General features: G+C 72.0%; 21 protein-coding genes. 11 read left to right on the top strand and 10 right to left on the bottom strand.

From position 1 onward, the window contains the following. Positions 1-119: 119 nt before the first annotated feature. Complete coding sequence (locus tag I5071_RS08470) at positions 120-551, bottom strand: CopD family protein (protein ID WP_236604905.1); 432 nt, start codon at positions 549-551, stop codon at positions 120-122. A 3-nt stretch (positions 552-554) separates the two neighbouring features. After that, complete coding sequence (locus tag I5071_RS08465) at positions 555-1,703, bottom strand: hypothetical protein (RefSeq protein ID WP_236604904.1); 1,149 nt, start codon at positions 1,701-1,703, stop codon at positions 555-557. A 180-nt stretch (positions 1,704-1,883) separates the two neighbouring features. On the opposite strand from I5071_RS08465, the gene I5071_RS08460 reads away from it, so the two are divergent. Then, positions 1,884-4,424, top strand: a complete 2,541-nt coding sequence (locus I5071_RS08460) for a CehA/McbA family metallohydrolase (protein ID WP_236604903.1) — start codon at positions 1,884-1,886, stop codon at positions 4,422-4,424. Positions 4,425-4,443: 19 nt separating this feature from the next. Here I5071_RS08460 and fumC read toward each other — a convergent pair whose 3' ends face one another. Continuing rightward, positions 4,444-5,844 (bottom strand): class II fumarate hydratase, encoded by a 1,401-nt coding sequence (gene fumC / locus I5071_RS08455; RefSeq protein WP_236604902.1) that lies wholly within the window; start codon positions 5,842-5,844, stop codon positions 4,444-4,446. A gap of 86 nt (positions 5,845-5,930) precedes the next feature. Between fumC and I5071_RS08450 the strand changes: the two genes are divergently transcribed. From I5071_RS08450 to I5071_RS08435, 4 genes are all read left to right on the top strand, one after another. Further along, entirely contained in the window at positions 5,931-6,686 is a 756-nt protein-coding gene (locus tag I5071_RS08450) for a MerR family transcriptional regulator (RefSeq protein WP_236604901.1), read from the top strand. Positions 6,687-6,833: 147 nt separating this feature from the next. Further along, positions 6,834-7,253 (top strand): VOC family protein, encoded by a 420-nt coding sequence (locus tag I5071_RS08445; protein ID WP_236604900.1) that lies wholly within the window; start codon positions 6,834-6,836, stop codon positions 7,251-7,253. 23 nt (positions 7,254-7,276) lie between these two features. Further along, positions 7,277-8,941: a fumarate hydratase gene (locus I5071_RS08440; RefSeq protein ID WP_236604899.1), complete on the top strand. Its 1,665-nt coding sequence runs from the start codon at positions 7,277-7,279 to the stop codon at positions 8,939-8,941. Positions 8,942-8,980: 39 nt separating this feature from the next. Further along, positions 8,981-10,408 carry a nuclear transport factor 2 family protein gene (locus I5071_RS08435; RefSeq protein WP_236604898.1) on the top strand — a complete coding sequence of 476 codons (1,428 nt, stop codon included), beginning with the start codon at positions 8,981-8,983 and terminating at the stop codon, positions 10,406-10,408. Between the two features lie 321 nt (positions 10,409-10,729). On the opposite strand, the gene I5071_RS08430 is transcribed toward I5071_RS08435, so the two are convergent. Next, positions 10,730-11,137 (bottom strand): hypothetical protein, encoded by a 408-nt coding sequence (locus tag I5071_RS08430; protein ID WP_236604897.1) that lies wholly within the window; start codon positions 11,135-11,137, stop codon positions 10,730-10,732. 124 nt (positions 11,138-11,261) lie between these two features. Between I5071_RS08430 and I5071_RS08425 the strand changes: the two genes are divergently transcribed. From I5071_RS08425 to I5071_RS08410, 4 genes are all read left to right on the top strand, one after another. Further along, positions 11,262-12,182: a phosphatase PAP2 family protein gene (locus I5071_RS08425; protein WP_236604896.1), complete on the top strand. Its 921-nt coding sequence runs from the start codon at positions 11,262-11,264 to the stop codon at positions 12,180-12,182. 168 nt (positions 12,183-12,350) lie between these two features. After that, on the top strand, positions 12,351-13,709 hold the full coding sequence (locus tag I5071_RS08420) for an acetyl-CoA carboxylase biotin carboxylase subunit (RefSeq protein WP_236604895.1): 1,359 nt from the start codon (positions 12,351-12,353) through the stop codon (positions 13,707-13,709). Continuing rightward, a complete protein-coding gene (locus I5071_RS08415) occupies positions 13,691-15,418 on the top strand; it encodes an acyl-CoA carboxylase subunit beta (RefSeq protein ID WP_236604894.1) in 1,728 nt (575 codons plus the stop codon). The genes I5071_RS08420 and I5071_RS08415 overlap by 19 nt, the downstream gene beginning before the upstream one ends. After that, positions 15,415-16,014 (top strand): acetyl-CoA carboxylase biotin carboxyl carrier protein, encoded by a 600-nt coding sequence (locus I5071_RS08410; protein ID WP_236604893.1) that lies wholly within the window; start codon positions 15,415-15,417, stop codon positions 16,012-16,014. The genes I5071_RS08415 and I5071_RS08410 overlap by 4 nt, the downstream gene beginning before the upstream one ends. A gap of 157 nt (positions 16,015-16,171) precedes the next feature. Here the strand turns inward: I5071_RS08410 and I5071_RS08405 are convergent, their stop codons facing one another. The 3 genes from I5071_RS08405 to I5071_RS08395 form a co-directional block, all read right to left on the bottom strand. Beyond that, the gene (locus tag I5071_RS08405; RefSeq protein ID WP_236604892.1) at positions 16,172-16,576 is read right to left on the bottom strand and encodes a hypothetical protein; all 405 of its coding nucleotides are present in this window, start codon (positions 16,574-16,576) and stop codon (positions 16,172-16,174) included. A gap of 107 nt (positions 16,577-16,683) precedes the next feature. Beyond that, positions 16,684-17,226, bottom strand: coding sequence for a hypothetical protein (locus I5071_RS08400; RefSeq protein ID WP_236604891.1), 543 nt, complete (start codon positions 17,224-17,226; stop codon positions 16,684-16,686). After that, positions 17,223-18,032, bottom strand: coding sequence for an SDR family NAD(P)-dependent oxidoreductase (locus tag I5071_RS08395; RefSeq protein WP_236604890.1), 810 nt, complete (start codon positions 18,030-18,032; stop codon positions 17,223-17,225). Before I5071_RS08395 ends, I5071_RS08400 begins: the two co-directional genes overlap by 4 nt. Before the next feature lie 57 nt (positions 18,033-18,089). On the opposite strand from I5071_RS08395, the gene I5071_RS08390 reads away from it, so the two are divergent. Next, positions 18,090-18,602: a hypothetical protein gene (locus I5071_RS08390; RefSeq protein ID WP_236604889.1), complete on the top strand. Its 513-nt coding sequence runs from the start codon at positions 18,090-18,092 to the stop codon at positions 18,600-18,602. On the opposite strand, the gene I5071_RS08385 is transcribed toward I5071_RS08390, so the two are convergent. The 3 genes from I5071_RS08385 to I5071_RS08375 form a co-directional block, all read right to left on the bottom strand. Next, positions 18,603-19,874 carry a hypothetical protein gene (locus tag I5071_RS08385; RefSeq protein WP_236604888.1) on the bottom strand — a complete coding sequence of 424 codons (1,272 nt, stop codon included), beginning with the start codon at positions 19,872-19,874 and terminating at the stop codon, positions 18,603-18,605. It abuts the gene before it with no gap. A gap of 29 nt (positions 19,875-19,903) precedes the next feature. Then, positions 19,904-21,178, bottom strand: a complete 1,275-nt coding sequence (locus I5071_RS08380; RefSeq protein WP_236604887.1) for a hypothetical protein — start codon at positions 21,176-21,178, stop codon at positions 19,904-19,906. 77 nt (positions 21,179-21,255) lie between these two features. Next, positions 21,256-21,813: a hypothetical protein gene (locus I5071_RS08375; protein WP_236604886.1), complete on the bottom strand. Its 558-nt coding sequence runs from the start codon at positions 21,811-21,813 to the stop codon at positions 21,256-21,258. A 38-nt stretch (positions 21,814-21,851) separates the two neighbouring features. Between I5071_RS08375 and I5071_RS08370 the strand changes: the two genes are divergently transcribed. Beyond that, positions 21,852-23,807, top strand: coding sequence for a type ISP restriction/modification enzyme (locus I5071_RS08370; RefSeq protein WP_236604885.1), 1,956 nt, complete (start codon positions 21,852-21,854; stop codon positions 23,805-23,807). The last annotated feature ends 9 nt before the right edge of the window (positions 23,808-23,816 follow it).

Here is a 23,816-nt window from a genome sequence, read left to right as displayed (position 1 = left end):
ATCGCCTCGCGGTCAGCAGCTAGCGTGCCACGATGCCGCGCTTCGCGAAACGCGCGTGTCCCACCGCGCATCCGGGGCACCACGTTCACGATCGCGCCGCGTCGACCGTGAACGCTCGCTCACGATCCCGGGCGGAAGACCACCAGCGCGACGACCACGGCCGCGAGCACGACGATGGTCATCGCGATGCCCGCGAAGAAGCCCTGCGAGACCTCGCGCTCACCGCTCGCGCCCTTGCGCACCCGCGCGACGAGCACGCCGTGCAGCGCGGCGACGACGATCCCGATCGTGAGCTTGCCGTGCATCCACCCGGCGCGCGCGTACAGGTCGAGGCCCGTGAAGAACATCGTGAGCCCGCCGGCCCACGCGAGCAGGAGGCCCGGCGTCACGATCGCGAGCAACGCGCGACGCACCGCGAGCAGCCCTTCCTTGCGCTGCTCCGCGGACGACACGAGCGCGAGCTGTGCCGCGCTCCAGGCAGCGCTCGCGCTGCCGCCGATCCACAGCAGCACGCCGACGATGTGCAGGACGAGCGAGATCTCGCGGAGCATCGATCAGCCTCCCTGCCCGGGCGCGACGTCCTTCTCGTACACGCGGTACTTCTTGTAGATGCGCGCGCCCATCGACTTGATGCCGAGGTTGATGGGTCGGTTGTCCTCGAGCGTCCAGGAGAGCTCGCCCCACTGGTAGCCGAGCTTCTCGCCGCGCTTCGCGACCTCGACGTAGAGCGCGTGCGAGAGGCCCGCGTAGCGACGCTGGTGGCGCATCTCGCTCCGGATGCCGAGCATCACGAGGCGCGCGCTCTTCGGGCGCTTGACCTTCAGGCGCCAGATCAGCTTGCCGAGCGTGACCGGGTTCAGCTTGCCGTCGAAGTCGCGGATGACCTCGTTGAGGTTCGGCAGCGCGACGCAGATCGCGACCGCCTTGCCGTCGACCTCGGCGATGAACGCGAGCTCCTTGTCGAGGATCAGCTTGAGCTCCTCGCCCATCTTCTTCGCCTCTTCGGCGGTCGCCGGGACGAAGCCCCAGTTGTCCTTCCAGGCGTCGTTGAAGATGTCGAGGATGATCCGCAGCTCGCGATCCATCTTGCTCGGCTCGACCGAGCGCAGGCGCACCTCGGGGAGCGCCTTCGTCTCCTCCCACGCCTTCAGCGCGCGCGGCGGGATCTCGCCGACGTCGAAGCGCCACGCGTAGAAGTCCTTCGCCTTCTCGAGGCCAGACGCGAGCGCCACGCGATCCTGCCAGGGCCGGTGGTGGTTCATCATCAGCACCGGCGGCGTGTCGAACCCGTCGATCAGCACGCCGAGCTCTTCGTTGATCGTCAGCGAGAAGGGGCCGCGGAGGCGGCGCATCCCGCGGCGCGCGACCCACTTCGACGCCGCATCGACGAGCGCCTTGCCGACCTCGTCGTCGTCGACGGTGTCGAAGAAGCCGAAGAACCCGGTGCGATCCTCGTACTTGCGCAGGTGCTCGTGATCGAGCTGCGCCGAGATGCGACCGACGAGGCGTCCGTCCTTCCACGCGGTGAACAGCGCGAGCTCGCCGCGGTGGAAGAACGGGTTCTTCCCGGGCGTGAGGCGCTGCTTCATCTCGAAGTCGAGCGGCTGCACCCAATTCGGATCGCCGGCGTAGACGATGCGTGGAACGCGCAGGAAGTCGCTCAGGTCCTGACCGGGGACGTGCTCGCGGATCTCGATCGCCATCGCGCTCCCTCGTGGGGCGTCGGCCGTGCGACGCGCGGCGCGCACGTACCACGCGACGGGCGCATCGCAAGACGGGTTCTGGTGACGCGAGCGTGTCTTGCCGAAGCGGTTGCGCGTGTGTGTATCCTTCGGCCCATGCGCTACCCGTTACTTACCGGTCACATTTTCGCCACATTCCTGGTGGTCACGCTCTGCGGGTGTGGTGACGACGGGCCGAGTGGCGGCGACGCGGGGACGGATTCGGGGCCGCCGCCGACGTGCGGACAGGTCGATCCGTTCGAGACCGGCGATGCGAACGGGCACGCCGATCCGCTCGCGACCGCGGGGCAGGCGCGCGCGGGCCGCATCGAGGAGAGCGAGCTGCCGGAGGATCGTTACGGGCTCGCGACGTGGGCGGCGAACGACTTCGTGCTCGCCAACGATCGTGTCGCGGTGATCATCGAGGACGCCGGCCCGTCGGATCTCTACGACCCGTTCGGCGGTCGGATCGTCGGTGTCGCGAGCCGCGAGGGCGACGTGCTGGTGCCCGCCGACTTCAACGAGGTGCTCTTCGGGCTCGGCGCCTACCTCGTGCGCACCGAGGCCGTGACCGTGATGAACGACGGCAGCGACGGTCAGCCCGCGGTGATCCGCGCGACCGGGCCGCTCGCGCCGATCGACTTCGCGGGCGACCTGCTGAGCGGGCTGGTGCGTGGCGACGTGGGCGGATGGCCGGCGGCGATCGACTACGAGCTCGCGCCCGACAGCGATCGTGTGCGCATCACGATCCACGCGGCGGAGTCGGTCGCGTACGACGTGAACGTGTCGAACGTCCTGCAGGGCTTCTTCCAGGGCTCGCGCATGCCGCCGTGGACGCCGGTCTCGGGCTTCGATGGGTTCACGGGGAGCACGCCGTTCATCGCGTTCGACGATCCCAGCGGTGGTGCGTCGTACGCGTACGAGCCGCCGGAAGGGCGCACGTTGCGCAAGATCATCGAGCAGAGCGGCGTGCTCGTCACGACGATCGGCGCGCAGGGAGTCGCGGCTTGCGAGCGCGTGTCGGTGCCGCTCGGATCGATCGCGATCGGTCGCTCGCTCGATCGGACGCAGGCGATCGCGCGCGAGGCGCTCGGCGAGGCGTCGCGGACGATCCAGGGCACCGTGCGCGAGGCCGATGGATCGCCGGCGACCGACGTTCGGGTGCACGTGACGAGCGGCGAGACGCACCACACGCGCGGCCGCGTCGACGAGACCGGCGCGTTCGAGCTCTCGGTGCCCGATGTCGACGTGCAGGTCTGGGCGTACCGCCGCGGCACGCCGATCGCCGGGCCCTTCGCGGCGCCGCGCGGGACCGACGAGGTGACGCTGACGATGGCCGCGATGGGCACGATCGTCGTGCACGCGCGTGACGAAGCGGACGCGGCGCTGCCGGCGCGCGTGCAGCTCTTCCCGGTGGGCGCCGAGATCGCGCGCCCGGCGGGCACGTGGGGCGAGCAGCAGGTGCCCGGGGGTCGCGCCGACGTGCTCTTCGCGGGCGCGAGCGGTGACGTGACGGTGCGCGTGCCCGCGGGGCAGTGGCGCGTCGTGGTGTCGCGCGGCTACGAGTACGAGCTCGTCGACAGCACGGTCACCGTCGCCGCGGATGCGACGCAGACCCTCGATGCGACGCTGGTGCGCAGCGTGGACACGACCGGCGTGCTCTGCGCCGACTACCACATCCACACGACGCGCTCGCCCGACGCCGACGACGACGCGGACGCGAAGCTCAGCGCGCTCGTCGCGGACGGGCTCGAGCTCGCGGTGCGCAGCGATCACGAGTTCATCGCGTCGTTCGCGCCGGTCGTGACGCGGCTCGGGCTCGGCGCGTTCGTGCTGGGGATCTCGGGCGAAGAGCTCACGACGTTCCAGTGGGGCCACTTCGGCGTGTTCCCCGTCGAGCCCGACGACACGCGGCCCAACGGCGGCGCGCCGCGCTGGCCGGGTCGCCTGCCGCCCGAGGTCTTCGACGAAGCGCGCGCCCTGCCGGGCTCGCCCACGTTCATCGTGAACCACCCGCGATCGGGCGGAGCGATGATGGGCTACTTCAATGCGGTCGGTTACGACCCCGACACCGGCATGGTCGACGAGCCGGAGATGTGGGACGACGACATCTCGGTCCTCGAGGTGCTCAACGACACGAGCTTCGAGCAGAACCGCGACGGCGTCGTGCGCGACTGGTTCTCGATGCTGCGCTTCGGACGTCGTGTCTTCGCGGTGGGCTCGTCGGACAGCCATCACCTGTACAGCGCGCCGGTCGGGTACCCGCGCACGTGCCTCGAGATGGGCGGCGACGATCCGAGCGCGGTCACGCCCACGCAGGTGCGCGACGCGACGGCCGCGGGCCGTTCGTACGTGAGCGGCGGCATCTACCTCGACGTGACGGCGGCGGGTGGTGTCGGGCCGGGCGGCGAGGTGACGGGCGCGGGCGCGCGCGCGTCGATCGACGTGGTGGTGAGCGCGGCGACGTGGATCGACGTGGACTCGCTCGAGGTGATCGTCGACGGCGTGACGGTCGAGACGATCCCGATCACGCCGGCGGCGGATCGCACCGAGACCGTGGTGCTCGACGAGACGATCGAGGTCGACGTCGCGGCCACGGGATCGTGGGTGGTGATCGTCGCGGCGGGCGACGAGGAGCTCGAGCCGGTGCACCCCGGTCGACTCCCGTTCGCGATGACGAACCCGATCTTCCTGACGCGCTGAGCACCGATCGAGGTGCGCCTCACCCTCGCGTGGGGCGCACCATCTCTTCGGCCTTCACCAGCTCGTCGAACTGTTCGCCGCTCATCGCGCCCAGCGCGATCGCGGCGTCGCGCAGGGTCGTGTCGTTCGCGTGCGCGTGCTTCGCGACCTTCGCGGCCATGTCGTAGCCGATCGTCGGGGCGAGCGCGGTGACGAGCATCAGCGAGCGCGACACGTGCTCCGCGATCGCGTCGCGATCGGGCTCGATGCCGCGCGCGCAGCGCTCGTCGAAGCTCGCGCATGCATCGCCGAGCAGGCGCGCCGACTGGAGGAACGCGCTCGCGATCACCGGCTTGAACACGTTGAGCTCGAAGTTGCCGAGGCTCGCGGCGAAGCCGAGCGTCGTGTCGTTCCCCATCACCTGCACCGCGACCATCGTCAGCGCTTCGGCCTGCGTGGGGTTCACCTTGGCCGGCATGATCGACGAGCCGGGCTCGTTGTCGGGGATGCGGATCTCGCCGAGCCCGGAGCGCGGGCCGCTCGCGAGCCAGCGCACGTCGTTCGCGATCTTCATGCACGCGGTCGCGAGCTGCTTGATCGCGCCGTGCGCGCCCACGAACGCGTCGTGCCCCGCGAGCGCAGCGAACTTGTTGGGCGCGGAGGTGAACGCGCGACCGGTGAGCGCGGCGATCCGCGCCGCGACGCGCTCCGCGTACTCGGGGTGCGCGTTGAGCCCGGTGCCCACCGCCGTGCCGCCCGCCGCGAGCTGATGCAGCTGGGGCAGCGAGCGCTCGATCGCGTCGATCCCGAGATCGAGCTGCGCGACCCACCCCGAGATCTCCTGCCCGAGCGTGAGCGGCGTCGCGTCCATCAGGTGGGTTCGACCGATCTTCACGAGATCGGAGAAGTCGTTCGACTTCTTCGAGAGGGTCTCGCGCAGCCCGCGCACCTTCGGGAGCAGGTGCGACTCGACGATCTCGGTCGCCGCGATCGACATCGCGGTGGGGAACGCGTCGTTCGACGACTGCGAGAGGTTCACGTGATCGTTCGGGTGCACCGGCGACTTCCCGCCGCGCTTGCCGGTCGCGAGCTCGTTCGCGCGGCCCGCGATCACCTCGTTCACGTTCATGTTCGACTGGGTGCCCGAGCCGGTCTGCCAGACGACGAGCGGGAACTGATCGTCGAGCGCGCCCGCGAGCACGTCGTCCGCGGCGCGCACGATCAGATCGCGCAGCTTCGGATCGAGCAGGCCGAGCTCGGTGTTCACCTCGGCGCTCGCCTTCTTGAGCAGCGCGAGGCCCCGGACGAGCTCGCGCGGCATGCGCTGATCGCCGATCGGGAAGTTGATGATCGAGCGCGCGGTCTGCGCTCCGTAGTACGCGTCGGCCGGCACCTCGAGGGTGCCCATCGTGTCGCTCTCGGTGCGTGTCGCGCGGGTCATGCAGCGTCGATCTGGTCCCTCGGCGCGCCGATGTCACGAGGGTCCTTGACTCTCCTGCCGGGGGAGACCTCAGGCTCTGCGTCGCGATGTCGGAACGTTGGTCGATCGGGCGCTTCGCCCGCGCGACGCGCCTCACGATCAAGGCGCTGCGCCACTACGACGAGATCGGGCTGCTGCGCCCGGCGGCGATCGATCGGCGCACCGGCTATCGCAGCTACGCGCCGGCGCAGGTGCGCGACGCGGTGACGATCTCGACGCTGCGCGCGCTCGGGGTGCCGCTCGCGAGCATCGCGAAGGTGCTGCGCGATCCGCGCGCGAGGCAGGCCACGCTCGAGGCCGAGAAGGTGCGCATCGAGCGTGAGATCGCCGAGAAGAAGCGGGCGCTCCTCGGGCTCGAGCGCGTGACGCGCGCCGGTCCGATCGCGGAGCACGAGGTCGCGGTGCGCACCGAGCCGGCGCGCTGCGTCGCGATCGTGCGCGCGACGACGAGCGCGGAGGATCTCGAGGCCGACACGACGCGCCTGATCCGCGAGGCGCTGGCGAGCGTGCCCGGCGCGCGCGATCCGGTGATGGCGATCCTCCACGCATCGATCGACGACGCGACCATCCCGATCGAGATCGCGGTCAGCGTCGACGATGGGATCACGATGCCCGAGGTGCGCTGCGCGTTCGTGCGGCACGTCGGGCCCTACTCCGAGCTCGCCCTCGCGCACGACGCGCTCTGGTCGTGGGCCGACGCGAACGGCATCGAGAGCGGCGCGATCCGCGAGATCTACGTGAACGATCCCGACGAGGTCGCGGAAGGCGACCTCGTCACCGACGTGCTCCTCCCGCTCGCCTGAGTGCCTGCCGGAGTGCTCGTCCCGCCGGTCCCGGACGGAAGCGCGCGAAGCGCGCGGACGGTAGGGGCCGGCGGGCGAGCCGAAGTTTCGACAGGCTGCGGCGCGCGGAGGGAGTCGTCCGTCCATCGCACAGAAGGAGAACGATCGATGTCCCAGCCCACCCGTGGTCTCTATCCCGTCATCGCGTCGCGCGACGTGGCGTCGTCCGCGGCGTTCTTCGCGTCGCTGCTCGATCTGCGGCGCACCTTCGAGAACGAGTGGTACGCGAGCCTCGCGTCGCACGACGAGCCGACGCTGCAGATCGGGTTCGTCGCGTTCGATCACGCCTCGATCCCCGAGCCCGCGCGCGGCGCCCTCCCCTCGGGCTTCTTCGTCACGGTCGAGGTGCCCGACGTCGATGCGATCCACACGCGCGCGCTCGACATGCGATTGCCGATGTTGATCCCGCTGCGCGACGAGCCCTGGGGGCAGCGCCACTTCATCACGCGCGGGCCCGACGACGTGCTGATCGACGTGGTCACCGTGATCCCGGCCGCGCCCGGATTCGCCGAGGATTACGTGGGCTGAGCGGCTGCTATGCTCGCGCCGCCATGCCCGAATTCCAGTACCAGGAGCTGCTCCCGATCGACCACCACCACCCCGGCACGGCGTGGCGGAAGCTCGACGGGGACCACGTGCGCACCTTCGACGCGGGCGGCCGCTCGTTCGTCGAGGTCGCGCCCGAGGGGCTCACGCTGCTGACGCGCGAGGCGATGCGCGAGATCGCGCATTACCTCCGTCCGAGCCATCTCGCGCAGCTGCGGCGCATCCTCGACGATCCCGAGTCGAGCGCGAACGATCGCTTCGTCGCGCTCGACCTGCTCAAGAACGCGTGCATCAGCGCGGGCGGCGTGCTGCCGATGTGCCAGGACACCGGCACCGCGATCGTGATGGGCAAGAAGGGTCAGTACGTGCTGACCGGCGGCGGCGACGAAGCGGCGATCGCGCGCGGCGTGTTCGACACGTACCTGACGAGCAACCTGCGCTACTCGCAGCTTGCGCCGCTCGACATGTACCGGGAGAAGAACACCGGGAACAACCTGCCCGCGCAGATCGAGCTCTACGCGACCGAGGGCGACGAGTACGAATTCCTCTTCATGGCGAAGGGCGGGGGCTCGGCGAACAAGAGCTACCTGTACCAGGAGACGAAGGCGCTCCTGAACCCCGACTCGCTGATGAAGTTCGTCGAGAAGGCGATCCGCTCGCTCGGCACCGCGGCGTGCCCGCCCTACCACCTCGCGCTCGTCGTCGGCGGCACGAGCGCCGAGCACGCGCTCAAGACCGCGAAGCTCGCGTCGGCGCGCTACCTCGACACGCTGCCGACCAGCGGGAACGATCTCGGCCGCGGCTTCCGCGACGTCGAGACCGAGGCGAAGGTGCTCGCGATCGCGCAGCGCACCGGCATCGGCGCGCAGTTCGGCGGCAAGTACTTCTGCCACGACGTGCGCGTCATCCGTCTGCCCCGACACGGCGCGAGCTGTCCCGTCGCGATCGCGGTGAGCTGCAGCGCGGATCGTCAGGCGCTCGCGAAGATCACGCGCGAGGGCATCTTCCTCGAGCAGCTCGAGCACGATCCCGCGAAGTACCTGCCGGAGACGACCGACTCCGATCTCTCGGGCGAGGTCGTGAAGATCGATCTCAGCCGGCCGATGAGCGACATCCGCGCGGAGCTCTCGCGGCATCCGATCAAGACGCGCCTCTCGCTGAGCGGTCCGATGATCGTCGCGCGCGACATCGCGCACGCGAAGATCAAGGAGCGCCTCGATGCGGGCCAGGGCATGCCGCAGTACCTGAAGGATCACTGCGTGTACTACGCGGGCCCCGCGAAGACGCCGGAGGGCTACGCGTCGGGCAGCTTCGGTCCGACGACCGCGGGCCGCATGGACGCGTACGTCGATCTCTTCCAGGCGAACGGCGGCAGCATGGTGATGCTCGCGAAGGGCAATCGCAGCCCCGCGGTCACCGCGGCGTGCAAGGCGCACGGCGGCTTCTACCTCGGGTCGATCGGCGGTCCCGCGGCGCGCCTCGCGAAGGACTGCATCAAGAAGGTCGAGGTGCTCGAGTACCCCGAGCTCGGCATGGAAGCGGTGTGGAAGATCGAGGTCGTCGACTTCCCCGCGTTCATCGTGGTCGACGACAAGGGCAACGACTTCTTCGCGGGCATCTCGGGATCGACGAGCGTCGCGCCCGAGAAGAAGCTGCCGGTCGCGGGCTGACGAAGAAACGAGGGAGAGGGCGACGTATCCTCGCGCGCGATGTCGATGCGCGCGCTCGCGTCCTCTCTCTCGTTGATGCTCGTGGTCGCGTGCTCGTCGGGCGCGCGCGAGCCCGAGCCTCCTCCGCCGGTCGCGCCGCCTCCACCGCCGACGGCACCGGCCCCCGCGCCGAGCATCGACGAGGGCGAGGCGCGCGCCCTGATCGACGCGTGGGCACGCGCGCAGAACGAGGGCGACTTCGACGCGTACGCAACGCTCTACGCGACGCGCTTCGAGGGCAGCAAGCGCTCGGGGCCGCGGCTGCGCACCTACGCGCGCGAGGGCTGGCTCGAGGATCGCCGTCGCATGTTCACGCGCCCGATGCGCGTCGAGATCTCCGAGCTGCGCCTCGCGACGTCGGCGACGACCGTGATCGCGACCTTCGTGCAGCGCTGGTCGGCCGCGACCTACGAGGACGTGGGCACCAAGTCGATGCTGCTCGTGCGCGAGGGAGACGCGCTGCGCATCGCGCGCGAGGAGATGCTCGACTCGTCGATCGTGTCGGAGGCCGACGTGGGCGCGAGCGACCCGCTCGCCCTCGCTCCGGTGATCGACGCCGGCGGGCCCTTCGTGGTGCTCGCGACGCGCGTCGATCCCGCGTGGTCCGAGGGCGAGCCCCGCCTGCTGGTCGACACGCCGCCGATGGTCGCGGCGCGCTCGATCGTCGAGGAGCGCGTGCCCGACGCGCTCCGCCGGCTGCGCGGCCGCGCGCTGCAGCTCCACGGCGCGACCGGCCCGACGTGCACCGCGACGATCGGCGCGCTCCACGAGGTGCGGCGCGTGCACCCGCACTTCGGCTCGGTGCAGCACTGGAACGGCTTCGAGACCGGCGTGGCCCAGCCGCGCGACGTGATCGCGCGCGAGCTGTGGCCGATGGGCGAAGGCGGCGCGCTCCTCGTCGGCGCGCTCACGACGAGCGGAGACTGTCGCGGCTCGATCTGGGCGCGCGCGAGCGACGCGCCGGCACCGACGATCCTCGCCGAGGTCGCGACCGATCCCGCGCACGCCGCCGAGGCCTTACGGCTGCTCCGCGGGACCGACGTCCACCGCGCGCTCCAGCGCGACCACGACGACTTCGAAGACGTCGCGCGCGGCGTGCCGTGGGACGAGGACGGCGACGCCACGCGCACCGTGCGCACGTTCCGCGACGCCACCGGCGCGCGCGCGGTGGTCACGATCGCCGTCGTCGTGCGCGACCAATGCGCGACTTTCGGCGGGCGCGCCTGGGCGGCGTTCGACGTGCGCGATGGCGCGCTCCAGCTGCGCACCGCGCGCGCCGACGTCGCGCACGAGCCGCTCGCGGCCGTCGACGCCGACGGCGACGGATCCATCGAGCTCGTCACGGCCGACGGAGTGCTCCGCTGGACCGGCGACGGCTACGAGCTGACGCGCGCGATCACGCCGCGCGATCTCGACTGCGGCTGCTGACGCCGATTCGCGGCTCCGCGGGGCGCGCGGAGGCGTTCCGACGTGCCACCGTGAGCGCCGCGCAGGCGCGCGATCGCGTCCAGCGCGCCCGGAGCACGCCGCGGGATCCCGCGGGCGCGTCCAGCGCGCCAGAACGGCGCCGCGCGATCGCGCGGACGTGATCCCGGCCGCCAGAACGCCTCCGCGCGATCGTGCGATCGCGTCCAGCGCGCCAGAACGCCGCCGCGCGATCGCGCGGACGTGATCCCGGCCGCCAGAACGCCTCCGCGCGATCACGAAGTCAGCTCCTGGCACACCGGATCGGCTCCGCGCGGTCGCGCGTCAGCGCCGGGCGCGATCGGCGGCGATCCGCTCGCGCAGCCACGACCTCGCGTCGTGCGTGCTCGTGAACACGCGCATCTCCGTCGGCGGCGGGCGGATCCAGAGCAGCGCGGTGATCGCGCCGCGCTGCAGCTCGCCGCTCACCACCGCGGCGTGCGCGATCAGGAGCTTCTTCATCTGCGCCTCGCGCGACCTCACCCAGTCGGCGAAGCGCTTGCGCCGCAGGGCGTCGATCTTCCCGGCGCGACGCACGTCGTGCATCGTCGCGAAGCGCTGGCCCTTCTCGAGCAGCGCGTCGACCTCGTCGAAGATGCTCGACTGCACGAGCTGCTCGGGATCGGCGCCCGGTGGCACGTCGAGCGCGACGAGCGGCCACTCCGAGGTGTCGCAGATCCAGCGTACCGACACGCTCCACCTCCCCTCGTGAGGAGAGCGTACCGTGAATCCGATCGCGCCGAACACGAGGGGTTGTGGAGCGCCCGGCGGCTCGCATCTAGCCGACGTGCGTCTCTCGATACTCATCGTGGTGTGCGTGACGATCGTCCCCGCGACGCGGATCGCGGCGCAGGACGTCCCGCGTGATCAGCCGCCGCAGCCCGCGGAGGAGACTCGGGTCCGAACTCCGATCTCGCCGGTGGCGCCGTACGCCGCAGGGCTCGCGGTGTGGGCGACGGCGCTCGGGATCGCGCTCTACGAAGCGCCGTGGAGCAACGGGAAGGTCGACGCCGGCTGGGCCGACCCCGCGCTGGTGGAGCCGGTCATCCCGCCGCCCGACGAGCTCGACGACATCGATCTCGACGAGGCGACGCTCCGCACCATCTCCGACGGCACGCTCGTCGGGACGATGCTCTACACGCAGCTGATCGACATCGTGCTCGTGCCGCTGATCCAAGGTGACGTGCACCTCGTGTGGCAGGCGACCTCGGCGCATTTCCTCGCGCTCGGCACGTCGCTCTCGATCGACGCGATCGCGAAGCACGCGACGTCGCGCGAGCGCCCGTACGGCCAGCGGATCTGCCCCGATCATCCCGACCTGCCCCAGTGCAACAACGACGATCTCTACGCGAGCTTCTTCAGCGGTCACACCGCGCTCTCGTTCACGTCGGCGGGCACGTCGTGCGCGCTGCACCTGTCGCGTGGGCTCTACGGGAACCTCGCCGCGGACATCATCGGCTGCGCGATCCCGGTGGCGGGCGCGGCCACGACCGGCGCGCTCCGCGTCGCCTCCGACAGCCACTACGTGACCGACGTGCTGGTGGGCATGACGGTGGGCTTCGTGAGCGGCTACCTGATCACGCTCGGCGTGGTCCCCCAGCGGGTGCGCGTGCCGGTCGAAGAGGCGGCGCAGGAGAGCTCGGACTTCGCGTGGGCGATCGTGCCGACCGCGTCGGTCTCGCACGAGCAGGACGTCGTCCGCACGACGTTCGGCGCCGCGGCAACGGGCACGTTCTGAGCGAGTGTCGACAACTCGGCTCGCCCGCACAGGGCCCTCCCATCCGCGTGCTCCGCACGCTCCCGTGCGGGCCCTGCGCGAGCGAGCACTCCAGCTGCCGCGCGCCCGAGAGCTTCGTCATCGCGCGTACTTCCGGGCGCGACGCCGCTGCGCTACGGTGCCGCCCTCATGAGCCCAGGGCCCATCTTCCGTCGCCTCTTCGTCGCGAACCGAGGCGAGGTCGCGGTGCGCATCGCGCGGGCGTGCGACGCGCTCGGCATCACGCCGGTGTTCGGTGTGTCCGAGGCGGATCTCGAAGCCCCGTACCTGGCGGGGCGCGAGCGCGTCGTGCTCGGCCCGGGGCGCGCCGCGCTGAGCTACCTCGACATGACGCGCGTGGTGCAGGCCGCGAAGCAGTCGCGGTGCAGTGCGCTCCATCCGGGCTGGGGCTTCCTCAGCGAGAACCCGACGTTCGCCGCGCTGTGCGAGCAGCACGGGATCACGTTCGTCGGTCCGCCCGCGCGCGCGATGGCGCTGATGGGCCGCAAGACGCCCGCGAAGGACGCGATGCGGAGCGCGGGGCTCACGCTGATCCCCGGCAGCGACGGAGTGCTGCGCGATTCCGATGCCGCGCTCGAGGCGGCCGAGCGAACCGGCTATCCGGTGCTCTTCAAGGCGGAGAGCGGCGGCGGCGGACGCGGCATGCGCATCGCGCGATCGGGCGACGAGGTGAAGAGCGCGTTCGACGACGCGCGCGCCGAGGCGACCGCGGCGTTCGGCGATCCGCGCGTGTACATGGAGAAGCTGCTCGAGGGCGGACGGCACGTGGAGATCCAGCTCATGGCGGATCGCTACGGCGACGTGATCCACGTGGGCGAGCGCGACTGCACGGTGCAGCGCAACCACCAGAAGCTGATCGAGGAGTCGCCCTCGCCCGTGCTCTCGGAGAGCGAGCGCGCGCGAACGCTCGCGGCCGCGGTGCACGCGACGCGCAGCATCGGCTACGTCGGCGCGGGCACGATGGAGTTCCTCATGGACGAGCAGGGCACCCTGCGGTTCATGGAGATGAACACGCGCCTGCAGGTCGAGCACCCGGTGAGCGAGATGCGCAGCGGGCTCGACCTGATGCGCGAGATGATCCTCGTCGCGGCGGGCCACCGGCTGAGCGTGGAGCAGGAGCAGGTCACGCTGCGCGGTCACGCGATCGAGTGCCGCATCAACGCGGAAGATCCGAACGAAGGGTTCCGCCCGAGCCCGGGCGCGATCACGCGCTTCGTGCCGCCGACGGGCGAAGGCGTACGCGTCGATACGCACGTCGCGAGCGGCTACGTGGTGCCGCCCTTCTACGACTCGCTGATCGCGAAGCTGATCGTGCACGGCCGTGACCGGAACGAGGCGATCGAGCGTGCGATCGGCGCGCTCGAGTCGTTCGTGGTCGAGGGTGTGAAGACGACGATCCCGATGCACCTCGCGGTGCTCCGCTCGAGCGAATTCCGCGACAGCCGCTACGACACTCGGAGGATCCCCGGATGGCCCACGTCCCGCTGATCCCGATCGGTGCGCCGCGCGCGCAGGTGATCGACGACCGCGCGTTCGACGAGCACCGTCGCGCGCTCGCCGCGAAGGAAGAGGTGCTGCGCGCGCGACGTCGCGAGGTCGAGGCCGGCTGGGGCCCGAAGTACGTCGAGCGCGTGCACGCGAAGGGCAAGCTCACCGCGCGCGAGCGCGTGGCGCAGCTGATCGATGCGGGCACCCGCACGTTCGAGGTCGGCACCTTCGTCAACGAGGGGCTGAAGTTCGGCGATCTCAGCTCGCCCGCGGCCGGCGTGGTGACGTGCTTCGCGCGCATCGAAGGGCGCTGGTGCATCGTCATCGCGAACGACAACACCGTCGCGAGCGGCTCGTGGTGGCCGCGCACCCCCGAGAAGATCCAGCGCGCGCAGCAGATGGCGCTGAAGCTCCGGCTGCCGACGATCTACCTCGTCGACTGCAGCGGGCTCTTCCTGCCCGAGCAGAGCAACTCGTTCCCCGGCGCGCGCGGCGCGGGGCACATCTTCAAGATGAACTCGCTGCTCAGCGCGAGCGGCGTCCCGCAGATCGCGGGCGTGTTCGGCGACTGCATCGCGGGCGGCGGCTACATGCCGATCATCAGCGACCGCGTGTACATGACCGAGCAGGCGTACATGGTCATCGCGGGCGCCGCGCTGATCAAAGGTGCGAAGAGCCAGAAGCTCACGTCGCTCGACATCGGCGGGCCCGAGGTGCACGTGCACGCGAGCGGCTGCGCCGACGTGCGCGTGCCCGACGACGAGACGCTGCTCGCGAGCGTGCGCGAAGAGGTGCGCCGCCTGCCCTCGAGCGCGGCGGACTACTACCGCGGCGGCATGGGCGCGACCGAGCCCGCGCTGCCCGCGCACGAGCTCGCGGGGATCCTCCCGGTCGATCATCGCGAGGGCTATGACGCGATGCAGGTGCTCGCGCGGCTCTGCGATCAGAGCCTCTTCTGGGAGTGCATGCCCGACGTCGGCGAGGAGATCGTCTGCGGCGTCGGCCGCGTCGGCGGCTTGTATGCGGGGTTCGTGATCAATCGCCAGGGCCTGGTCGGCGATCCCGATCATCCCGATGATCCGCGGCCCGCGGCGATCCTCTATCGCGGCGGCATCGCGAAGGTCGCGGCGTTCTCGCGCGCCAGCAACGCCGACGGGATCCCGCTGATCTGGCTGCAGGACATCTCGGGCTTCGACATCGGCACCGAGGCCGAGCGACAGGGCCTGCTCGCGTACGGCTCGAGCCTCATCTACACGAACAGCACGAACGACGTCCCGATGTTCACGGTGCTGCTGCGCAAGGCGAGCGGCGCCGGCTACTACGCGATGACCGGCCTGCCCTACGACCCGGTCGTGCAGCTCTCCACGACGCTCTCGCGGCTCAGCGTGATGGAAGGACGCACGCTCGCGATCGCGACCTACAACACGAAGCTCGACGACGACTTCCGCATCGTCGCGAAGGACGAGACCGAGCGCCGCGCGATCGAAGACGGCATGAAGCAGGTCGAGCAGCGCATCGAGAAGGACATGGATCCCTTCGTCGCGGCGCGGCAGATGGACACCGACGAGATCATCGAGATCGGCGAGCTGCGCGCGTGGCTCACGACGCTCGTCGAGTGCGCGTACCAGTCGACCGGGCATCGTCGCGTGAAGAACTCGCGCATCTGGAGCCTCCACGATCTCGCGGAGCTCTCGGGGGGCGTTCGATGATCGACGGTCGTCGCTTCGTGGGCGAGCTCGCGCTGATCGCACGCGCCGCCGAGAACGGGCGCACCGAGCTGCTCGCGCCGCGGCCCGGGTACTTCCGCGCGGCGCCGCAGGAAGGTGCGCTGTTCGCGCCGGGGATGGTGCTCGGCGAGCTCGAGGTGCTGGGCGCGCGCTTCCGGCTGATCGTGCCGGCGGGCGCGCAGGGCGCGGTGGTCGCGCTGCCCGAAGGACGTCGCATCGCGCGGCGTGCGGTGCAGCACGGCGAGCGGCTCGTCACGCTCGATCCTGCGGCGGTCGTGGGCGCGTCGGCGAGCGCGGCCGAGCAGCGTGGGGCAGCGGGCGCGGGGCTCGCGTTCCGCGCGCCGATGAGCGGGCGCTACTACGCGAAGCCGGGCCCCGATGCCGAGCCGTTCGTGAAGGTCGGCGACGTGATCGAGACGGGCCGCACGATCGCGCTGCTCGAGGTGATGAAGACGTTCAACCGCGTGCAGTACGGCGGCGCGAGCGTGCCCGAGCGCGCGAAGATCGTCGCGATCGTCCCGAAGGACGGCGACGACGTGAACGGCGGCGATCCGATCCTCGCGCTCGAGCCGGCCTGACGAGTGTTGAAAATCGGCTCGCCCGCTCAGTCCCTCCCGTCCTGCGCAGGCGAGCACTCCGGCTGGCGTCCAAACTCGGCTCGCCCGCTCAGGTCCCTCCCGTCCGCGTGCTTCGCACGCTCCCGTGCGGGACCTGCGCAGGCGAGCACTCCGGCTGCTAACACCAGCTCGCGGGCCAGCGATCGAGCCGGGCGACGAGGCGTTCCTCGGTGCGCCGGTGCTCGAGATCGCGCGCGTCGGCCGAGCCCACTTCGGCCCACGCGACCCCGCGATCCTCGCTGACGAAGAAGCGCTCGCGGCGCGAGCCCTCGTCGGTGTCGTTCGCGCGCCAGCCCTCGGCGACGCGCGCGAGCAGTCGATCGCCGACGTCCCAGACGTCGACGCCGAACCCGTGCGTCACCGCGAGCTCACCGACCCGTCCCGCGCCGACCGCGAGCTCCTCCGCGATCAACGCGCGAGACGAGCCTCGCACGCACCACACGTCCTCGCGCGCCGGCTCACCCGCGACCGCGTCGCGGGCTTCGGTCACGACGAAGACGGCCATCTCGTCGTCGTCCCCCATGTGTCGACGATCGCACCAAACCCGCGCGCATACCGCAAGAAACTGCGTAGCCGTGCGGTACGCTGCCGGCGATGCCCATCTCGAAGGACGAGCGGAAACGGAGCTGATCAGCGCCGCACGAGGTGGAGCAGCGAGCCCGGTGCGCCGCTCGGCGCGCGCAGATCGGCGAGCGCGGCGCGCACGCAGCCTTCTTCGGCGGAGCCTCCGAGATCACCGCCGAGGCCGAGCGTGATCGCGCCCGTCGCGTCCCACTCGACGCGCACCACGACGCGCTCGCTCGACGCGCACGCGAGCACGTCCTCGCGGCGCTCGTCGAGCGATGCGCGCACCGCGCTCGTCGCGGTGTCGTCGGTGCTCGGCGCGCTCTCGCCGCCGGTCGTTTCGACCGGCGCGGTGGTCTCGACACCCGACGCGTCCGCGAAGCGCACGCGGATGCACTCGGGCTCGTTGTCCGACGTGGTGCACGCGACGTCGACGTGACGACCGCATCCGCTCGCGCGCCACGCGCTCTCGGCGCGCTGCGCCAGCTCGACGTCCTCGCAGTCGATCCAGTCGCGCGCACGATCGCGGGCACGCGCCTCGGCGTCCCACGCGCCGCATCCGACGCATGCCGCCGCTGCGAGCACGAGCGCGAGCGAGCGCGCGATCACGAGCCTTCGCTCGTGCGGCGCGTCTTCATCATCTGGCGCACCAGCGGCACCACGACGCGGTTCGGGATCACGCTCGCGAGCACCGCACCGGCGCGATTCACCGCGCCCGGCACCACCACGACGCGCCCCGCCGCGTAGCCCGCGAGCGCGCGCTCGACGGTCTCCTGCGGGGTCAGCACCGCGGCGCGCTGCGCGGGGGGGATCTCGATCTGCGCGCGCGTCTGGAACCCCGTGGGCACCGGGCCCGGACAGAGCACGCTCACGCGCACGCCCGTCCCGCGCAGCTCCTCCGCGAGCGCCTCGCCGAAGTTGCGCACGAACGCCTTCGTCGCGCCGTACACCGCGAACATCGGCGTGGGCTGGAACGCCGCGGTCGACGCGACCATCAGCACGCCGCCGCGACGCCGCGCGACCATGCCGGGCACGAGGTGGTGCACCACGCCGACGACCGCTTCGCAGTTGAGCCGCACCATCTCGGTCTGCGAGCGCGTGGTCTGCTCGGCGAACGCGCCCCACGTGCCGAACCCGGCGTTCGCGACGACGTGATCGATCGCGACCCCGAGCGCGTCGATCTCGCGCAGCAGCGTGGCGAGCCCGGTCTCGTCGGCGAGATCGGCGGCGATCACGCGGGCCTGGATGCCGTGCGCCGCACCGAGCTGCGCGGCGAGCGCGGCGAGCTTCTCGCGCGAGCGCGCGGTGAGCACGACGTTGCATCCGCGCTCCGCGAGCTGCCGCGCGAGCTCCTCGCCGAGGCCCGAGCTCGCGCCGGTGATCAGCGCCCATCGACCGCCGAACAGTTCGTCCATGCGGGCCCCTTCGTAGCGCGGCGCGCGCTCCGCGACCATGCTCGGCGCCGCGCGCCCATGAGCTGGCTCGGCGACGACACGCCCCTCGGCTGGGCGATCACCCTGGCCTACGCGATCGGTGCGGGCGTCACGCTGCACGCGGCGCGTGGGGTGCGCGAGGTCGGGGCGCGGCGCTTCGTGGTGCTGAGCGGGCTCGCGCTCGCGGCGCTCGCGGTGAACAAGCAGCTCGATCTCCAGACGCTGGTGTTCCGCGCGGGACGCAGCGCGACGTTCACGCTCGGCCTCTACGAGCAGCGCGATCGTCTCCACGTGATCTTCCCGGTGCTCGTCGGCGCGGTGCTCGTCGTCGTGCTGGTGCTGCTCGCGATCACGCTGCGCCGGCACGTGCGCGCGCTCGCGACGATGCTCGTCGGATGGGCGCTGCTCGCGGCGTTCGTCGTGGTGCGCGTCGCGCTCTTCAGCCACCTCGTGCGCGTGCTCGGCTGGACGTGGCTCGAGAGCGCGTGGCCCGCGCTGCTCGAGCTCGGCGCGATCACGCTGATCGCCATCGGCGCGCGGCGCGCCCGATGATCACGGCCCGTTCGGCGGGGCGCAGGGCGGCACGACGAAGCTGACGACGTCCTGGCACCAGCTCGGATCCTGCCCGTTCGAGAGACACTGCTCGGGGCGCGCGCCGCCCGCGAAGCGACCCGAGAGCACGACGGTCTCGCCGCAGTTGCGCACCGTGATGCGGTAGTCGACGGGACGGCCCTGGATGCAGCTCTCGTAGTGCGCGACGCGCACCGAGTACGTGCCGCGCGGCGCGCGACCGGTCGGCCAGTAGACGTGCTCGTTGTCGACGCCGAGGTTCCCGCTGCAGGCCGCGTTCGCATCGAGATCGAGGTGCCCGCCGCTCACGCCCGTCGTGTTCCCGAAGTACACGGTGTTGCCGGTGGGATCGGTGACGTAGAGATCGAGATCGGTCGCTTCGCTCATCGTGAGCGCGACCTCCACGTCGCCGGTGCCGACCGGCAACACCGAGAGCTCTCGCGTGATCCACGGCGACATGCGGCCCTGATCGTCGATCGCGGCGATGCGCGCGATCACCCGGAAGGGCTGGCCCGACGAGGCGAGCGTCCCGTCCTGTCGGATCGGCGCGCCGATCGTGAAGCGCACCGTCGCGCCGTCGGAGCCGCTCGCCGAGACCACGCCGAGCTCGGTCGGCACCGTCGCGGGCAGGACGAAATGACCGCGGTACCCGTCGAACGCAATCGCGTACGAGGTCACGCCGGGCCCGCCGCTCGCGTCCGCGGCGCGCACCCGCGCTTCGGCGGGCACGCCCGCGAGGATCGTGAGCGGACGATCGGGCTGCTCGCCGACGTCGTGCCCGATGCGCGGCGCGGGCTGTCCCGACGCGCCGGGCGGAGGACCGGGCTGATAGAGCGCGCCGTGCACGGTCCACGGGGTGTCCGCGCTGCGCCCCGACTGCCACGGCTGCGGCAGCGGCGTGCGGCCGAGCGCACGATCGGAGGGGATCATCCCCTCGACGCGAACGTGCGGGCTCGGCACGTAGCGGCGGCGCATCTCGGCGAGCGGATCGCCGGAAGGGCGCGGAACGGCGGGATCACTCGGCGCGCTCACCCCGGGATCCGCGGGGATCGGTGCGTCGTCCGACGTGTCGAGCGCAGGCTGCGCGAAGCGCGTCCACGCGCCCGCCACCAGCCCGAGCCCGCCCGCGAGCAGCGCGATCGCGACCAGCGCCACGCCACATCCGATCGCGAGACGCCGGCCGCCGCTCGGCTCGGGAGGGTCGGTGAGACGGTCGTCGATCCGCGCGCGGCGCTCGGGGGGCGTACGAGCCACGCGGCGATCTTACGCCGCGCGCGGGAACTTCATCCGCGCGCGCGTCGGGTCGCCGCCAGCAAGGGCTCGAACGACGCGCGCAGCGCCGGCGCGTCCTCGCGCGCGACCGTCGCGTGACGCCGCCCGAGATCCTCGCCGGTGAGCAGCACGAGCTCGTGGAACGCACGCGAGCGCAGCGCAGGCGAGTCCTGATCGAGCGCTTCGAGCAGCCACTCCGCGCGGGTCCGCGTGCGCTGGCCGCGCCACCAGAACCGCCACGGGAGGCGATACGCGCCGTGATCGCGCGCCGTCAGGATACGCAGCGCATCGCGCGCCGCGGTCGCGATCGGCTCGGCATCGGCGAGCGCCTCGATCAGCAGCGGCACACTCGCCGCTTCGCGCATTCGGCCGAAGGTGCGCGCGGCGGTGCGCCGCCAGAACGGCGGCGCGCTGCGATCCACCAGCGCGACCCGCAGCCGACCGAGCATCGTCGCGAGCGCCGGCTGGCCCTGGTGCGAGCACAGCGCGAGCGCCGCGAAGTCGGCGATCGTCGCGTCGTCGTCGGAGAGCGCGCGCACCAGCGGCTCGACCAGCTCGGCGCCGGGCGCCTGGGCCGCGACGCGCGCCGCGCACAGCCGCACGTGCCACGCGTGGCCCGGCGCGAGCAGCGCCGCGAGGTGGGGCCCCGACGCGGTGCCGAACCCGGCGAGCACCGCGCACGCCGCCGAGATCTGATCGGCGCGGGTGCGCGGTCGAAGGTGCGCGAGATCGAGCCACAGCAGGCCCGGGAATTCGCGGGCGAGGCGCGGCAGCAGCGGGAGCCCTTCGCGCAGCGCACGAGGGCCGAGCGCGGCGAGGTGATCGGGGCCCGAGCGCGCGATCTCCGACGCGAGCTGGGCGAGCCGATCGGGCGCGTCGTCGTGCACCACCGGCGGTGGGCTCGAAGGACGCGCGGCGCGCACGATGCCGGTCGTGGGATCGTCGCGACGACGCGGGGTCGGCGCGCTCGCACGCTCGGGCGCGATCGCGGTCTCGACCCGCACCGTCGTCGTGCGGAGCGTGCTGCGTGTCGTCGCGGGCGGTGGATCGAGATCGGGCACGCCGAGATCGGGCGGGCCGAGGTCGGGCCGCAGCGCGTCGAGCACCGGATCGAGCTCGTCGTCGACCGCGAGATCGAGCGGCAGCCGCGGCGGCTCGAGGCTCACCCGACCGATCGTCCGTCGCTCGACGACGCTCTCGTCGGCGTCGTCGTCGTCCTCGCGCACCGCCGCCGGCGTGATCGCGCGCGAACGTGGATCTCTGCCTTCGCCGTCCCCCGAGCTCATGGCGGCGCAAGGAATGCCCGTCCTGTCCGGCGCACGCAAGGACCGCGATCGGCGAGCGCCGAATGCTCGCCGCGCGTTCAGGACGTCTGCGACGAAGCCGAAACGTCGTGGACTTCCGCCCGCAGCTCGTGGCGGAACACGCAGGCGCGATCGCCCTTCGAGAGCAGGCGCGTCAGCGGCACCAGGCGGTAGCGCGGATTCAGCGCGCGGAACGTCTCGGTCTCGAGCGAGTGCACGAGCTCGGTGCAGATGCGCGGCTCGTGCGTCGCGAGATCCGCGAACGGGCACGCGGTCTCGTGCTTCTCCGCGACGTCGCGCTCGCGCACCACCCAGTGCCCGGTGACGCACGTGACGCGATCCTCCCAGTCCTGGATGCGACCGAGATCGCCCATGTCCTGCACGTCGATCGCGAGGGCGCGCGCGAGGCGTGGAGCGCGCCAGCGGGCCCAGCGGTTCGCGGTCGCGCTGAGCTCGCGCAGCACGCGATCCCGACCGAGCGTCTTCTGCTCCGCGATCGCGAGGCGCATCGCGATCCGCACGCCGCGCACGATGCGCGCGCGCAGCACGGGCTCGTGCTCGGCGCGCTCGGCGAGACGAAACAGGATCTCCTCGACGTCCTCCCGCAGATGCTCCACGGTGCGGAGCTTTGCACGGTGGGCGCGAGCGCGGCCAGTTGCGACTCGTCGAGCGCGTCGAGGCCAGCGCGAGAGAGCGCGATGCGGCGCTCGATCGCGAGACGGCACGAGCGCGCGGAGTGGTGCACACGCCCGCGGCGATCGCGCGGTTCATCGCGCACGCTGCGGATCTCGCGCTGCGCGAGCACCTCGACCGGCGCGACGGGATCGCGAGCGACGACGTGGTGCTCGTCGATCCCGCGACCGGACCCGGCGTGTTCCTCGCGGCGCTGATCGAGCACGGCACGTCGCACGACGGCCGACCTCGCGCGTGCGTGGGGCTCGACGTGGATCGCGACGCGATCGCGCGCGCCGACGCGATCGTCGGAGCGACGGCGCGCGAGCTCGGATGGCCGCTGCGCCTCGCGTGCGGGGACGCGCTCGCCTCCCTCGCGCCGGTGCGCGAGCTCGAGGACGACGACGTCGTGCGCGTCGTGATCGGCAACCCACCGTGGGCCGCGCGCAGCGCCAACCGCGACGCGCGCTTCACGGAGACGCTGCTCGACGACTTCCGGCGCGACGAGGCCGGGGTCGCCCTCGCCGAGCGCAAGATCGGCGTGCTCTCCGACGACTACGTGCGCTTCGTGCGGTGGAGCGCGGAGCTGGTGCGGCGGGCGCGACGCGGCGGCGTGATCGCGATGGTGACCAACGCGTCGTTCCTCGACGGGCCGGTCCACCGCGCGATGCGCGCCGCGCTCGGACGCTGGCTCGATCGCATCGACGTGATCGATCTGGGTGGCTCGAGCCTGATCGCGCGCGGTCGCGGCGCGGACGACAACGTGTTCGGGGTGCGGCCCTCGGTCGCGATCACGATCGGCGTGCGCGCGCCCCAGCGACGCGGCGCGACCACGCTGCGCATCGCGCGCATCGAGGGCACGCGCGACGCCAAGCTCGACACGCTCTCGCGAGGCGCCTTGCGCTGGGAGGCGCACGACGTCGCGGGCCCGTGGCGCCTCGCGCGCGGACGCCGCGCCCCCGCGATCTATCGCAGCTGGCCGGGGCTCGACGCATGGATGCCGTTCCACCGCGAGGGCCTGCAGACGAACCGCGACGATCTCGTGATCGCGCGCGATCGCGAGGCGCTCTTCGCGTCGATCGACGCGTTCGCGCGCGGCGCCCCGAGGCGCGCCACCCCGCACTGGGATCCCGACCGCGCCCGCATCGTCGCCCGCGATCTGCTGCGCGATCCCGACGCCCACGTGCGGCGCATCGCGTACCGTCCCTTCGACGAGCGCGTCGCGCTGGTGCATCCCGCGCTCTGCCATCGCCCGCGGCCCGAGCTCGCGCGCGCGATCGACACGTCCGGCCTCGCGCTGGTGAGCGCGCGCAAGGATCGCGGACAGCTCGCCTGGGCGTGCTTCGGCGCGGCGCGCGTGCTGCCCGACAACTGCTGGCTCTCGACGCGCTCCTCGTGCCGAGCGCGCGCGTTCCCGCTCTGCGATCCCGAGGGCGCGCCGAACCTCGACGTCGATCTCGCCCGCCGCACCGAGGACACGATCGGCGCCGTGCTCGACGCGCGCACCTTCGCGATGTGGGCGCTCGCGTGGATGGCCTCCGAGCCCTATCGCGAGACCTGCGACGAGGCGCTGCGCACCGACTACCCGCGCATCCCCGCGCCCCGCGATGCCGCCGAGCTCCAGCGAATCGCCGGTCACGGCGAGGCGATCGCGCGCGCGCTGATCGAGCCCGCCGCACCGCTCGCGATCACGATCCACGAGGCCCGCCCCGGTCGCGTGCGGGCCCGCGAGGACGAAGGCGTGATCGAGCGCGGCGGCGCGCGCTGGATCGAGGGCGTGCCCCCGCGCGCGCTGCGCCTCGTGATCGGCCACCACACCGCGCTCGCGTGCCTCGCGGACGCCCCGGCCGCGATCCTCGGCGCGATCGACGCGACCGCGCGCGCGATCGACGGCGCGAGCCGTGCGATCGCCGAGCTCGACGTGCTCCGCGATGCGTGACGCCTTCCC

Origin of the sequence: Sandaracinus amylolyticus (assembly GCF_021631985.1) — a bacterium.
GTDB classification, from domain to species: domain Bacteria; phylum Myxococcota_A; class Polyangia; order Polyangiales; family Sandaracinaceae; genus Sandaracinus; species Sandaracinus amylolyticus_A.
The sequence above is the reverse complement of the archived record's forward strand: the minus strand, read 5'-3'. Positions and strand labels throughout refer to the sequence as shown.